The sequence below is a fragment of the Streptomyces jeddahensis genome (genome assembly GCF_001642995.1).
In the GTDB taxonomy this organism is placed as follows: Bacteria; Actinomycetota; Actinomycetes; order Streptomycetales; family Streptomycetaceae; genus Streptomyces; species Streptomyces jeddahensis.
This window is the reverse complement of sequence record NZ_LOHS01000052.1, coordinates 11,044-25,109: the sequence shown is the minus strand read 5'-3', so window position 1 is coordinate 25,109 and position 14,066 is coordinate 11,044. Positions and strand designations below refer to the sequence as shown.

Sequence of the window (14,066 nt, the reverse complement as noted above, 5' to 3'; positions counted from 1 at the left end):
CATGCCATGCCCCCAGCGAGGGAATCGCTGGGGGCATGACAGACGACGCGGTCGGTGGTGCCGCTGAAACCCCCGGAAAGCCCTCGCCGGACGCGTCAGCGTCCGGCACCGCGCACCTGACGGACGAGGAGCGGCTGGCCCAGCTCGGCTATACGCAGGTCCTCGCGCGCAGCATGTCCGCGTTCTCCAACTACGCGGTCTCGTTCACGATCATCTCGGTCCTCTCCGGCTGCCTGACTCTCTACCTGTTCGGCATGAACACCGGCGGTCCCTCCGTGATCACGTGGGGCTGGGTCGGCGTCGGCCTGATGACGCTGTTCGTCGGCCTTGCGATGGCCGAGATCTGCTCGGCGTATCCGACGTCGGCCGGGCTCTACTACTGGGCGTACCGGCTGGCGCCGTCGCGGAGCGCCGCGGCGTGGGCGTGGTTCACGGGCTGGTTCAACGTCCTCGGCCAGGTCGCGGTGACGGCGGGCATCGACTTCGGCGCGGCGTCGTTCCTGGGTGCCTATCTGAACCTGCAGTTCGGCTTCGAGGTGACGCCCGGCCGCACGATCCTGCTCTTCGCCGCGATCCTGCTGCTGCACGGTCTGCTGAACACGTTCGGCGTACGCATCGTCGGCCTGCTCAACAGCGTCAGCGTGTGGTGGCACGTCATCGGCGTCGCCGTGATCGTCGGCGCGCTCACGTTCGTACCGGACAGCCACCAGTCGGCGAGCTTCGTCTTCACGGAGTTCGTCAACAACACGGGCTGGGGCAGCAGCGTCTACGTCGTACTGCTCGGTCTGCTGATGGCCCAGTACACCTTCACCGGGTACGACGCCTCCGCACACATGACCGAGGAGACCCACGACGCCTCGACCGCTGGTCCCAAGGGAATCGTTCAGTCGATCTGGACGTCGTGGATCGCGGGCTTCGTCCTGCTGCTGGGCTTCACCTTCGCCATCCAGTCGTACGACGGGGCGCTGGAGTCCCCGACCGGCGTGCCGCCCGCGCAGATCCTGCTCGACGCGCTCGGCGCGACGGCCGGCAAGCTGCTGCTCCTCGTCGTCATCGGCGCACAACTGTTCTGCGGCATGGCGTCCGTCACCGCCAACAGCCGCATGATCTACGCGTTTTCGCGTGACGGCGCCCTGCCGCTCTCGCACGTCTGGCACACGGTCAGCCCGCGGACGCGCACCCCGGTCGCGGCGGTCTGGCTCGCCGCGGGCGGCGCGCTCGTGCTGGGCCTGCCGTACCTGATCAACGTCACGGCGTACGCGGCGGTGACCTCGATCGCGGTCATCGGCCTCTACATCGCGTACGTCGTCCCGACCCTGCTGCGCCTGTGGAAGGGCGACGCCTTCGAGCGCGGGCCGTGGCATCTCGGCGCCTGGTCACGGCCGATCGGGATCGTCGCGGTGGTGTGGGTCGGTGTCATCACGGTCCTCTTCATGCTGCCCCAGGTGTCCCCGGTGACGTGGGAGACCTTCAACTACGCGCCGATCGCCGTCCTCGTCGTGCTGGGCTTCGCGGCGACCTGGTGGCTGGCCTCGGCCCGCCACTGGTTCCTCAACCCGGAACACGAGCGCACGCTGGCCCGTGAGGCGGCGCGGAAGGGGGCGTTGGAGCCGTTGGATCCATGAGGCCGGGGGAAGCGACGAAGCGGTGGGATCCATGAGGCCGCGGGGACCGACGAAGCGGTTGGATCCGTGAGAGCGGGGCGCCGACGTGCCCGTGGTCGCCGATACCCGATCGGAGACCCGGGCTCGTCCGGCTATGCTCGGGGATGCAGTACCGCGGGCCGTTAGCTCAATTGGCAGAGCAGTGGACTTTTAATCCATTGGTTGTGGGTTCGAGTCCCACACGGCCTACCGGGCCCTTCGGGGCCGGAACCCTCGTTGACCTGCGTCGACGGGGGTTCCGTCGTGTCGGGGCCGGGTCGGCCGTGGGGGCGCGGCGGGGCCGCCGGCCGAGGGGAGGGGGGACGGCGGCCCCTCCCGCACAACCGGTCTTGCGGGGTGTGCGGGTCCGCCGCCAGTGGACCGCCGCGGCATGCGCGCCGGGAGCGTGCGAGAGCCGCGGGCGTGAGTGCGCGGTTCACACGGGGCGCGAATCGCGCTGGTCAAAGAGGTCCCGCGGATGACGTACACTTGTACTTACCGACGCGGGGTGGAGCAGCTCGGTAGCTCGCTGGGCTCATAACCCAGAGGTCGCAGGTTCAAATCCTGTCCCCGCTACTGAAGGCCCAGGGGCCGGAACCAGATGATGGTTCCGGCCCCTCGGTGCGTTGCGTGACCGTGCCTTCCACCGTGTCTTCCGGCGCGCCTTCCCCGGTGCTCGGCCTTCCGTGGTGCTCACTCGGGCGGCCCACCGCAGGTCGCGTCCCGTGCCGCGGCGGGAATGCCTGAGGGGACACAGCGACGGGCGTTGGGCGTGGAGGCGGCGGGAGACGAGCGGTGCGGCAGCGAGGAGGACGCGACGCAGGGGAGGACGGCGGCGAGGCCGATCGGGACGGCGGCGAGCCCGATCGGGACGGCGGCGAGCCCTATCGGGATGGCGGCTGGGCGGACCAGGATTTTGCGGAGGACGGGACGGAGGACACCGAGCGGCCGGGTTTCGCGATCGTGCGGACCTTCGTGCGGTTCCTGCCCGTGCTGCTCATCGCCGCCGGAACGGTCTACGACGTCCTCGCGCCCTCGGCCTTCACGGGAGCGCCCCTCTTCACCGCGGCCCCGCTCGTCGCCGCCGCGCTCTACCCGCTCCGCGGCACCGTGCTGGCAGGGGGCGCCTCGCTCGTCGCCGTTCTCGCCGTGCGCCTGAGCCCCGGCGCCACGGTCGATGTCGGCGCCGTCACCGAAGTGGTGACCGTCGCCGTCGTCGCCGTGATCGCTGTCGCCCTCAACCGCGTCGTACGCCGCAGCGGCCGGCAGCTCGCCTCCGCCCGCGAGATCGCCGAGGCCGCCCAGCGTGCCCTGGTGCCGGAGCCCGCCGAGCGGGTCGGCGGCCTTGACGTCGCGGCCCGTTACGAGGCCGCGCAGGCCGGCGCGTTCATCGGCGGCGACCTGTACGCGGTGCAGGACACCCCGCACGGCGTACGGCTCGTCGTCGGCGACGTACGCGGAAAGGGCATGGGCGCGGTCGCCGCCGTCGCGGTCCTCATCGGAGCCTTCCGGGAGGCCGCCGAGCAGGAGGCGTCGCTGGAAGCGGTGGCGCAGCGCCTCGATCGGGCGCTTGCGCGGGAGGCCACGCGGCGGCGCGGGATCGAGCTCCTCGAAGGGTTCGCCACCGTGGTTCTCGCCGAGGTCCCGCACGGCCGCGACGCCGTACGCGTGGTCAACCGTGGCCACCCGGAGCCGCTGCTGCTCGACGCGGACGGGACCCTGCGCGTGCTCACGGTCGCCGAGCCCGCGCTGCCGCTCGGCATGAGCGATCTGGGCACGTGGCCCGACCGCGCGTATGAGACCGGCTTCCCGAGCGGGAGCATGCTGCTCTGCTACACGGACGGGCTGTCGGAGGCGCGCGACGAGCACGGCGAGTTCTACGATCCGGCGAGCCGCCTCGCCGGGCGGGTCTTCGACGGGCCGGGCGCCCTGCTGGCCGCCCTCGCCGCGGAGGTGCGCCGGCACACCGGCGGCGGGACGGCGGACGACATGGTGCTGCTGGCGGTACGGCGGCCGTAAGCGGTCCGGTGTATCCGGCATCAGACAGTCGTCCGGCGACGGTAGCCACGGGGGTCACCTTCCGTGATCGAACGACCTCCCTGCGCATAACAAATGACACACCGTCAAGAAGGCGCTCGTCATCAGTGCGGGGGCAACTCGCCCGATTCCGCCCGGTCGTGCCCCGTTAAGTCCAGACCAACGGCGTTAACGATCAGCCGGAACAGCTTGGAATTCGGTACCCCCGTCTATTAACGTTCGATAACGCAGCGCGGTCGTCCCAGCCGTCACAAGAGGCGGCTCCGTGCGCACGCGCCGAATCCCGTAAGGGAACCGGGGAACCACCAACTTGGGGTGAATCGGGCGCCTTTCGCATGAAGGCGGTCGTAGGAGACCTTCCTGCTCCGAACCCGTCAGCTAACCCGGTAGGCGAGAAGGAAGGAAAGGAGTGCGCCCCAGTGGCGTCCAACCCGCCTGCCCCACAACCCTCGTTCGCGCCGTACGACCCTGAAGGCGCTGGATACGGCACCGACGCCGGCACCGGATTCGACGCGGGAGCGGCCTCCGGTCACAACGCGGGCACCGGCTTCGCTGCAGGTACTGCCCTCGGTACCGGCACCGGCCTCGCCACCGACACCGGCTTCCGCCAGGACGAGGGGCCCTGGGAGGAATGGAACCCCACTGAGGAGTCCGTCCGGCCCGTCCGCGGCCGGCACCGCGTCATCAAGCAGCGCGGCGGAGGACTCGCGCGCAGCTCCACGGTTCTCGGGGTGGGCGTCATCGCCGCCGTCGGCGCGGGCGGCATCGCCACCGCGCAGGGCGGCAAGCCGCCCGTGCAGATTTCGATGCCCGACCTGTCATCGGTCACCGAGTCCCTCCCCGGCGTCGGCGCCCTGGTGCCCGGTGGCTCGTCGGACTCCGACAGCACCGGCGTCGCGCCGCTCACCGGAGCAGGTGTCACGGCCGCCGACGCCGAGCAGGGCACCACGGATGCGGGCGAGGCACTGCGCGCCCGCATCATGCAGCAGGCGGAGCAGCAGCAGGACCAGGCGGAGAGCGAGGCGGCGAGGGCCGCCGAGGAGGCCGCCGCCAAGCAGGCCGCCGAAGAGGCGGCCAAGAAGCAGGAAGCGGCCGAGGCCAAGGCCGCCGCCGAGAAGAAGGCGGCGGAGGAGGAGGCCAGGCGAAAGGCCGAGGCCGAGCGCCTCGCCAAGCTCGCCGCGAGCTACGCCCTCCCCACCTCGTCGTACACGCTGACCTCGCAGTTCGGTGCCGCCGGCTCCCTGTGGTCCTCCGGCTATCACACCGGCCTGGACTTCGCGGCCCCCACCGGTACGCCGCTCAAGGCCGTCCACAGCGGCACGATCAAGGAAGCCGGTTGGTCCGGGTCGTACGGATACCGCACGGTCCTGGAACTCGAGGACGGTACGGAGATCTGGTACTGCCACCAGTCCTCGATCAGCGTGAGCGTCGGCCAGAAGGTCACCACCGGCGACGTCATAGGCCGCGTGGGCGCCACCGGAAACGTCACCGGCGCGCATCTGCACCTGGAGATCCACCCTGGCGGGGGCGACGGAATCGACCCGCTCGCCTGGCTGCGCAGCAAGGGCCTGACCCCCTGAGCTGAGGCTGAGCTGAGCCAGAGCTGCAGCTGACGGAGCGTCAGGACAGGTAGGGGTTGTACGCGGCATACGCCGCGGGCGCGGCCGGCCCGTAAGGAACCTGCCCGTAAGGAGCCTGCCCGTACGGAACCTGCCCCAGCGGGTGCCCGTACGGGGGACCGTACGGCACGACGACCACCGGCGCCGTCGCCGCGGACGCGTAGGCCAGCGCGGGCCGCGCCACGTCCTTGCGCCGCCACAGTTCGTGCAGCAGCTCCCGTTCCCGTACGACGAAATCGGCTCCCGCGCGGCCGCGGCGCCCGCGGTGGCGCAGGAACGCCAGGGACGTCGCATACGCCTCGTACTCCGCGACCGCCCGCGCCGCGGGCTTGCCCAGGTGGCGGCCCGCGTACTCGCGTGCCAGCCGGCGTGCGCGCATCGAGCCCAGGGCGAACGGCTCGGGCGGCGTCAGCCAGCCCGCGGCCGCGTACGCGGGCAACTCGTCGCGGATCGTGCGCAGCTCACGCTGTCTCGTCCAGATCACCAGCCACGTGAGCAGCCCGAACGCGGGCACCATGAACGCGGCGTAGACGGCGAAGAACCCGTACGGGCCGAAGTTCGACGAGCCGTTCCAGGCGGCGTGCATGCCCATCGCGAGGAGCAGGCCGGCGATCGGCAGCAGGATCCGGCGCAGGCGGTGGCGCTCGGCGGACAGCGCCGTGATGCCGAAGCCGATGCCGCTGAGCACGGTGAACAGCGGATGCGCGAACGGCGACATCACGATGCGGACGAAGAAGGTCGCAGCCGTCACGGAGGCGAGGCCCTGTTGGCCGCTGAGCTGGTCGGTGCCGAAGGCGGTGCCGAGATAGAGGATGTTCTCGGTGAATGCGAAGCCGGTGCCGGTGACGCCCGCGATGACGACACCGTCGACGATTCCGGTGAATTCCCGTCTGCGGAAGAGGAAGACCAGCAGGACCGCCGCGGCCTTCGCGGACTCCTCGACGACGGGCGCTATGACGGTGGCGCCCAGCGTGTCGGCGCTGCTGGGGTCGGCGGTCGCGACGGCTATCCAGCGGGTCGCGAAGCTGTTCGCGACGATCGCTATCAGCGCGGCCGCGCATGCTCCCCAGGCGAAGGAGAAGAGCAGGTTCCGCCAGGGGCCAGGTTCCACCCGGTCCAGCCAGCGGAAGGCGGCGATGAGCAGCGGCACCGGCAGCACGGCCAGACCGAGTCCCACCAGGAAGCCCTCGGTGCCGGTCTGTTCGCGGACCAGGGCCAGGATGACGAGCCCGGAGAGCGCGAGCAACGTGATGAGCGCCCCCGCGCGCACCGCCCGCCGCTGCCACCAGTGCGCATGCCGCAGCGCGCTGCCGGTGCCGGTGCCGGTGCCTGTGCCGGTGTCCGGGGCGGGAGCGCCGGTGCCGGGGCCGGGTGGCAGGACAGGGTAGGCGGGCGACGGTGGATGCGAGGGATGCGAGGGGCAGTTGGCCACGTCATCGACCCTAACGAGGGATGGCCGGTGGCCGCGACGGTGCGTCAGTGGGCCTTGGGGTTCGCCGGTCCTGCCGGTCCTGCCGGTCCTGCCGGTCCTGCCGGTCCTGCCGGTCCCGGCGGGCTCGCCGGCCTCCTGGCCTCGCTGGACCCAGCGGTCTCGTCGGGCGTTGCAGCCTCGCTTGGCCCGGGCGCATGGGCGTGCTCGACGCCATCGGCAACCGGGCCGGCGCCGACAGCGTCACCTCTCGCAAGTCCTCATGGCCTCGCTCGGCCCGGTGGTCTCGTCCGGCCTGGCCGTCTAGCCCGGCGGGCGGGCTAGACAGGGCCGGCGGTCTCGTCCCGCCTGGCGGTTTCGCCCGGCCCGGCGGCCTCGTCGGGCCCGGCGGCCTCGTCCGGACCGGCGGGCTCGGGATGCGTGCGGCGGAACAGCAGGTCGCGGACCACGTGGCCCTTGTCCAGCCCTTGGCCTTCGAAGCGGGTCAGCGGGCGGAAAGAGGGGCGGGGCGCGTAGCCGCCGTCTTCCCGGGTGTTCTCGAAGGCCGGGTGCGCGGTCAGTACCTCGAGCATCTGCTCGGCGTACGGCTCCCAGTCGGTCGCGCAGTGGATCAGCGCGCCCGGCTTGAGGCGGGTCGCGGCCAGGGTGAGGAACTCCGGCTGGATGAGGCGGCGCTTGTGGTGCCGCTTCTTCGGCCAGGGGTCCGGGAAGTAGACGCGCAGTCCGTCGAGGCACGCGGGCGGCAGCATCTCGCGGAGCAGGATGATCGCGTCGCCGTTGGCCACCCGGATGTTGGACAGCCCGTTCCGGTCGGCGAGATTGAGCAGATTGCCCTGGCCGGGCGTGTGCACGTCCACGGCGAGGATGCCGGTGCCGGGCTCGGCGGCGGCCATCTGCGCGGTGGCCTCGCCCATGCCGAAGCCGATCTCCAGTACGACGGGGCAGTCGCGGCCGAAGAGCTCGGCGAGGTCGAGGGTGCGCTGCCCGTCGATGTCCAGACCCCACTTGGGCCACAGCCGTTTCAAAGCGTCTGCCTGGCCACTGGTGACCCTGCTGCGACGGGGCTGGAAGCTGCGGATCCGCCGCTCGAAGTGGGAGCCCGCGGGGTCGGGTGCGGGACCGGTCCCCTCGGGGAACATGCGCTTCCCAGGGCGCCGGCGTTCCGGGGCGCCCGCCTGGTGCTTCTCGTCGTACTCGTACACAGTGGGATCGATTCTACGGAGGTTCGCCGTGGGCCCCGGGCCAGCGCTGACCCGGCACTGGGCCGGCGACTGGATCAGTACTGACCCGGCACCGGGCCGGTACGTCACCCGCGCGCCAACGCGGCGAGCGCCCGCCGCGCCACCTCCCGCCCCACCGGCAGGGAAGCCGTGGCCGCAGGAGAGGGCGCGTTCAGCACATGCACCGCCCGCACCCCTTCCCGGATGAGGAAGTCGTCCACCAGCGCCCCGTCCCGCAGGACGGCCTGCGCCCGCACCCCGCTGGGCGCCGGCACCAGATCGTCCTCGGTCACGGCGGGCAGCAGCCGCCGCACCGCCGTCGTGAACGCGGACTTCGACACCGAGCGCCGCAGCTCCCCCGCCCCGTACCGCCAGTGCCGGCGCGCTATCCGCCATGATCCGGGCCAGCTGAGCGTCGCCCCCAGCTCGCGGGGGCGCACCGTGCCCCAGTCGTACCCCTCGCGGGCCAGCGCGGGCACCGCGTTCGGACCGATGTGCACGCCTCCGTCGATGCCGCGCGTGAGGTGCACCCCGAGGAAGGGGAACGCCGGGTCGGGCACCGGATAGACCAGGCCCTGCACCAGCTCGGGCCGCGCCAGCTCGTAGTACTCGCCGCGGAACGGGATGATCCGCATCCCCGGGTCGTCGCCCGTGAGCCGCGCCACCTCGTCGCAGTGCAGTCCCGCGCAGTTCACCAGGACCCGCCCGCGGACCACCGCGCCGTCGGCAGTACGGACGGCCACCCCGAGGTCCGCCCGCCGGTCGATGGCCGTGACCTCCGCGCCGTACCGGATCTCCGCCCCCGACGCCTCCGCGAGCTGCTGTGCGACTGCCGTGAAGTCGCAGACGCCCGTCGTGCCGACATGGATTGCGGCGAGGCCCCGCACCTCCGGCTCCAGCTCTGCGATCTGGGCCGGGCCCAGCTCGCGCACCGGAATGCCGTTCTCCCGGCCGCGCTGCACGAGCGCGTGCAGCCGCGGCAGCTCCGCCCTGTCGGTGGCCACGATCAGCTTGCCGGTCACGGCGTGCGCGATGTCGTACTCGGCGCAGAACTTGACCATCTCCGCGGCGCCCTTGACCGCATACCGGGCCTTGAGCGAGCCCGGGCGGTAGTAGATCCCACTGTGGATCACGCCGCTGTTGCGCCCCGTCTGGTGCCGGGCGGGACCCGGCTCCTTCTCCAGCACCGTGACGCGCGTCCCGGGTGCGGCGCGCGTGATCGCATACGCCGTCGACAGGCCGACGATCCCGCCGCCGATCACCAGCACGTCGCAGTCGAGCGCACCGCGCGCCCCACGCATGCCTGCCGCCGTCACCACGTCTCTCACCTCCTGCCCCCGATAGTGCACTGCGCCACTGACAATGCCCTCAAACCCCGGAGGTGAGGTGACCCATGAAGGGGCGCGGGGAACTGCGCGACCAGCCACAAAGGCGCCGCAGCAAACCGACGGCACATCGCGGCACGTCCAGCGGAGCGCCTACGCCGGAGCCATCAGCAGCGGCCGCGCCCGCTCCCGCAGCTCCACGACCCGGGGCTCGTCCCCGTACGGCTCCAGCCGGTGCAGCAGGTCCTTCACGTACTCGGTCGTCCGGGCGGACGATATGCGTCCCGCGACCTCCACCGCGCGTACGCCCTGCTCGCAGGCTGCGTCCAGGTTGCCGGACTCCAGCTCGGCCACCGCGGACACGACGAGGCGCAGCCCGTGCGAGCGCACGTACTCCTCGGTGGGGCGCGACAGGGCCTGCTCGGTGAAGCGGCGCACCTGGCGGGGTGCCTTCAGGTCGCGGTAGCACTCGGCGGCGTCGGCCGCGAACCGGTCGTAGGAGTAGAAGCCGAGCCAGCTCGGGTCGTTGTCGCCGTCGCGGGCCCTTTCCAGCCAGCCTTCGGCCGCCTTCAGCGAGGCCCCGGCGGCCTGTGCGTCACCCGCGCGCGCGTGCGCGCGTGCCTCGACGAGCCGGAAGAAGCTCATCGTGCGGGCCGTTGCCAGGCCGCGGTTGCGCTCCAGGGCGGCCTGCGCGAGGTCGACGCCCTCGTCGCCGAAGCCGCGGTAGGTGGCCTGGAGGGACATCGACGCCAGGACGTACCCGCCGAGAGGCACGTCCGCCGCCGCGCGGGCGAGGCGTAAGGCCTGGATGTAGTAGCGCTGGGCGGCCTCCTGCTGGCCGGTGTCGAACGCCATCCAGCCCGCGAGACGGGTCAGTTCGGCGGACGCGCCGAACAGGGCGCGGCCCACCTCGTCCGAGTACGAGCCGAGCAGCAGGGGGGCCGCCTCGACGCGCAGGCACTCGGGGACCATCGACGAACGCCAGTCCCCGCCGCCGTATTTGGAGTCCCAGCGCCGGGCGTCCTCGGCGGCCTCGCGGAGTTTCTGCACGTCGCTGTGGCCGACCTTGAGCGGTGCGCTGCTGCTCTCGCCGCTGTCGGCGCCTTCAGCGGTGTTCGCCGCGCGTGCGACCGACGCGTCGGCGGGGGTGATCAGCCAGCGGGATGCGGGGGTCGCGTACGCGCTCACGGCGAAGGAGCCTGCGAGCGACTGCCAGATGCCGCCGCTGCCGGCCCGCCGGCCCGCGAGATCGAGCCGGTACAGCTCGGTCGCCGACCTGACGGCGGCTCCCACGTCGCGCGGGAAGGCGAGGCCCACCTCCGGCGCGGGGTCCGCGTCCGCCAGGCCGATCTCCTGGAGCGGCACCGGGCGGCCGAGCTTCTGGCCGATGGCGGCGGCGATCAGATGCGGGGCGGCGCCCTGCGGCACCATGCCCTTCGACACCCACCGGGCCACCGAGGTCTTGTCGTAGCGAAGCGTCAGACCGCGTTGGGCACCGAGGTCGTTGACTCTCCGCGCCAGTCCCGCGTTACTGATTCCCGCGAGGGCGAGAACGGCGCCGAGCTTTTCGTTCGGCCCGCGTTGCTCCCTGGACATGCGCCACCCCTCGACACAAGACGGCTGCCGCGCCGGCATCAGCACGCGGCGTTCGTGCTGCGTCCCGGAAGGCGCACCCGCGGCGGCTCTGCCGCGAGCCCGGCTCCCGGCCGCAAAAGCGTGTGGCCGGGCCCCGGGGAATATGCCTCCCGCGAAAACGCAGGCATACACAGCGTAGTTCGCTGCATCCCAAGCGTTAAGAGGCATAGGTCCGGATGGCGGGATTGTGGTCCGTGGCGAAGGAAACAGGCTGTGATCCACGTGCTCCGGCTGTGTGGCCGTGCGCCCGTCCGTGCGCTCTTCTCCGGCCACGGCGGGAGCGCTTCCATGGGTCGTGCGTGGGTCGGCCCGCTGTACTGGATCCAGCGGGCTGGGGGACACCGCCGCCTTCATCCCCGCGGGTGGCGGACCGGTCCGGGAGGCGAATTCCGCCTCCCGGACCGTGCGTTGTGCCCACAACTCGGGGAGTTGTGAACATCCTCAGCCGATTTGGCCGAATCTCGCCTATGCGGCGCTCTGCGCCTGCCCTGCCCGTGCCGTGCACGGGTCGGCGCCTTCGCGTTCCAACTCCCGCCTCACGGTGCCCTGAAGGGGTTGCCAGGGGCGCATGCCGGGGGGCTCGAGCCCATCCGTAGCCCCCTCCGTGCGCCTCCTTCGTGGCAGCATGGTCCCGGTTCGTACGGTGCACTGGTTGTCCACAGCCTGTGGAGGCGGCGATGCGGTGGTTGGTGGGGTGGAGCAGTGCCGCCGCTGGGTCCGCCGGTGCGGCGGCCCCCGGCGCCACCGGGATCGACGGGGAAACCGTTCACCCCGTGGGCTCCCAACTGCTGTGGGGCGACCCCGATCCGCTGTGGGCGGTGGGCGACTGGCGGCCCGACGAGGTGCGCGTGGTCAAGGCCGACGCCCAGACCCGGATCGCGGTCCTCGGCACCTGCGGAGCCTCCGATGAACAGCTCAGAGTGGCCCTGTTCGCCGCGCGCGGCGGCGCACTCCGGCATCTGACCGCATGGCCCGGCAGCTACACGGCGGTCGTCCAGGTCGGTCGGCGCCTCACCATTGCGGGTGATCTCGCGGGCGTGCGCCCCGTCTTCTACACGCCCTGGGCGGGCGGCACGGCGTACGCGACGGCGGCCCTGCCGCTCGCCGACCTCATCGAGGCCCATCTCGACATCGGCCACCTCGCGGCCCTGCTCGCCGCCCCCGACGTACCGGAGGCGCTGCACGACTCGACGCCCTATCAGGGCGTACGGCGCATTCCGCCCGGGCATGCGCTGATCCTGCGGGCCGGTGCGCGCGAGATCGCCGGGTACGAGCCCGTGGCATCCCTGGCCGTCGCGGCTCCCGCCGCCGACGCGGCGAGCGCGGTGGACGGCGTACGCGACGCCCTCGTGGAGGCCGTACGCACGCGTCTCACGGCCCCGCGCCATGTGCCCGGAGCGGACATCGACCCCGGTCCCGTCCCCGGGATGGGCCCCGCCGACCGGCGCGCGGCCCGCGGCATGCCCGTGCCCGGCATCGGCGCCGACCTCTCCGGAGGGCCCGCCTCCGGAACCCTCGCGCTGCTCGCCGCGGGACTGCCCGGAATGCCCGGAACCGTCCTGGGCCACGGCACCGGTGCGGGGGAGCGGCTGCTGGCCGTCACCTTCAACGACCTGGCGACCGGCGGCCGCGAGGCCGAACTGGAGCGCGCCGGGTCCATCGCCGCCAACCCGCGCCTGCACCACGTCGTCGTCACCGGCGGCGAAGAGACCCTCCCTTACGTCGACCTGGACGCCCCGCTGACCGACGAGCCCGGGCCTTCCCTCGTGACGGCCGCCCGCCACCGTGCGCGGCTCGCCTCAGGCAGCGCCGACCACCTCACGGGCTACGGCGCCCGCCAGGTCATGGACGCCCACCCGGCCCGCCTCGCCGACCTCCTCATGGACCGCAAGCGCCGCCACCTGGTGAAGCCGGTGGCAGCGCTGACCAAGGCCGACGGGTCGGTGATGGTTCCCGCGCGCATGTACGCCGCGGCACGGCGGCTCGCCCGTACGCCGTACCGCGCGGGCATCGAGGGGCTCGCCGACAGGCTGCTGCACCGCAGGTTCGAGGAGCCGGGAGGTCCCGTGGGCGCCTCGCTCGCCGCGCTCGCCTGGGGCAGACCCGGGCCGGCCGCGCGCTGGCTGACCGGTGAGGCGCTCGCTGAAGTATCGGTTCGTCTTCAGGACACGGTGATCCGCCCGGGGGCCGGGCCCGGGCAGCGCCCAGGCGACTTCCGCGCCCGCGCCGCGCTCGCCCGCCACGCTGCCGACCTCCGGGTCCTGGAGCAGGCGGCGGAGATCCGCTTCCAGCGCCTCCACACGCCCTTCCTCGACAACCAGGTCGTCCGCGCGTGCCGGGCGCTTCCCGAGGCCCTGCGCGTCCAGCCGGGCGCCCGCGCCTCCGTCCTGCGTACGGTCCTGGAGGGCGCCGGCGTCTCCGATCTGCCGTCCGGCTGGGGCGCCCCCTCGCACGCCTCGTCGGCCGCCGCCGCCCGCATCGGGCTGCGCGTCGCCGTCGACGAGTTGATCGCCCTCTTCGACACCCCGCTGCTCGCCCAGGCGGGCCTCGTCGAGGCCCGCGTCGTACGCAAGGCTCTGCGCGCCGCAGCCCAGGGCGAACCCCTCCCCCTGGACGGCCTGGCCGACCTGGTCTCCCTCGAACTGTGGCTCCGCCGCATCGTGGCCCGCCGCGGCACGTGCTGGACGGGGACGCCGGCACGTCAGCGGGCGGTGCCGACGGGGACGGTGCGGCCGCAGAGGGGGGCGTTGGGGGCGGCGGGGAGGCCGTAGGGGATCAGCTCGGCGGGGGTGCGGCTCCCGGGAGGGCGGCTCCGGGGGAGGGCGGCTTCGCTGGGGTGCGGCTTCGGGGGAGTGCGGGTGAGGCGCGGTTGAGGCGGGGCGGTTCGGCGTTTGTGCCGGGCTGGTCGGGCTGTCGCGGTCGAGGCCGGGCGCAGCGCACGCACGCGTGCGTCGGTGAAAGCGGCATGCGGCGGCGCCGGGCGGCGCTTCCCGCGCCGGCGAGCCCGCTCCCGCGCACATGCCGCCACGATCTCCCGCGCACATGCCGCCACGATGACGGGCGGCCGCGTGGGCGGCGGGCGCTCGCCATCCCGGGCAACTCCTGCCAAACCGGCTGGGGCGCACCAGCGAACCGTAAACCAGCGGACCGGCCCGACG

Annotated in this window: 8 protein-coding genes, 2 tRNA genes and 1 riboswitch; of the genes, 6 read left to right on the top strand and 4 right to left on the bottom strand. The window is 72.7% G+C overall.

Features of this window, described 5'->3' with window-relative positions; all coding sequences use genetic code 11:
• The first annotated feature begins 35 nt into the window (after positions 1-35).
• From STSP_RS07660 to STSP_RS07640, 5 genes are all read left to right on the top strand, one after another.
• The gene (locus tag STSP_RS07660) at positions 36-1,625 is read left to right on the top strand and encodes an amino acid permease (RefSeq protein ID WP_232789555.1); all 1,590 of its coding nucleotides are present in this window, start codon (positions 36-38) and stop codon (positions 1,623-1,625) included.
• Positions 1,626-1,780: 155 nt separating this feature from the next.
• Positions 1,781-1,853 (top strand) — tRNA-Lys (locus tag STSP_RS07655).
• A 292-nt stretch (positions 1,854-2,145) separates the two neighbouring features.
• Positions 2,146-2,219: transfer RNA gene (locus STSP_RS07650), tRNA-Met, on the top strand.
• A 219-nt stretch (positions 2,220-2,438) separates the two neighbouring features.
• Entirely contained in the window at positions 2,439-3,662 is a 1,224-nt protein-coding gene (locus tag STSP_RS07645; RefSeq protein ID WP_078066969.1) for a PP2C family protein-serine/threonine phosphatase, read from the top strand.
• Positions 3,663-3,944: 282 nt separating this feature from the next.
• Positions 3,945-4,088, top strand: a riboswitch (cyclic di-AMP (ydaO/yuaA leader).
• Between the two features lie 11 nt (positions 4,089-4,099).
• Positions 4,100-5,260, top strand: a complete 1,161-nt coding sequence (locus STSP_RS07640; protein ID WP_067273857.1) for a M23 family metallopeptidase — start codon at positions 4,100-4,102, stop codon at positions 5,258-5,260.
• Between the two features lie 40 nt (positions 5,261-5,300).
• Here STSP_RS07640 and STSP_RS07635 read toward each other — a convergent pair whose 3' ends face one another.
• The 4 genes from STSP_RS07635 to STSP_RS07620 all read right to left on the bottom strand — a co-directional run bounded on the left by STSP_RS07635 (position 5,301) and on the right by STSP_RS07620 (position 10,869).
• Positions 5,301-6,731, bottom strand: a complete 1,431-nt coding sequence (locus tag STSP_RS07635; protein ID WP_078066968.1) for a PrsW family intramembrane metalloprotease — start codon at positions 6,729-6,731, stop codon at positions 5,301-5,303.
• 317 nt (positions 6,732-7,048) lie between these two features.
• Entirely contained in the window at positions 7,049-7,867 is an 819-nt protein-coding gene (gene trmB, locus STSP_RS07630; RefSeq protein ID WP_078066986.1) for a tRNA (guanosine(46)-N7)-methyltransferase TrmB, read from the bottom strand.
• 167 nt (positions 7,868-8,034) lie between these two features.
• A complete protein-coding gene (lhgO, locus tag STSP_RS07625; RefSeq protein ID WP_067274106.1) occupies positions 8,035-9,249 on the bottom strand; it encodes an L-2-hydroxyglutarate oxidase in 1,215 nt (404 codons plus the stop codon).
• A gap of 177 nt (positions 9,250-9,426) precedes the next feature.
• Positions 9,427-10,869 (bottom strand): MFS transporter, encoded by a 1,443-nt coding sequence (locus STSP_RS07620; RefSeq protein ID WP_067273853.1) that lies wholly within the window; start codon positions 10,867-10,869, stop codon positions 9,427-9,429.
• A 716-nt stretch (positions 10,870-11,585) separates the two neighbouring features.
• Here STSP_RS07620 and STSP_RS07615 point away from each other — a divergent pair.
• On the top strand, positions 11,586-13,679 hold the full coding sequence (locus STSP_RS07615; RefSeq protein ID WP_067273850.1) for an asparagine synthase-related protein: 2,094 nt from the start codon (positions 11,586-11,588) through the stop codon (positions 13,677-13,679).
• The last annotated feature ends 387 nt before the right edge of the window (positions 13,680-14,066 follow it).

Bases quoted from the DNA above. Each gene is read 5' to 3' on its own strand.
- STSP_RS07660 (WP_232789555.1), top strand. From the start codon at position 36: ATGACAGACGACGCGGTCGGTGGTGCCGCTGAAACCCCCGGAAAGCCC.
- trmB (WP_078066986.1), bottom strand. From the start codon at position 7,867: ATGTTCCCCGAGGGGACCGGTCCCGCACCCGACCCCGCGGGCTCCCAC.
- lhgO (WP_067274106.1), bottom strand. From the start codon at position 9,249: ATGCGTGGGGCGCGCGGTGCGCTCGACTGCGACGTGCTGGTGATCGGC.
- STSP_RS07620 (WP_067273853.1), bottom strand. From the start codon at position 10,869: ATGTCCAGGGAGCAACGCGGGCCGAACGAAAAGCTCGGCGCCGTTCTC.
- STSP_RS07615 (WP_067273850.1), top strand. From the start codon at position 11,586: ATGCGGTGGTTGGTGGGGTGGAGCAGTGCCGCCGCTGGGTCCGCCGGT.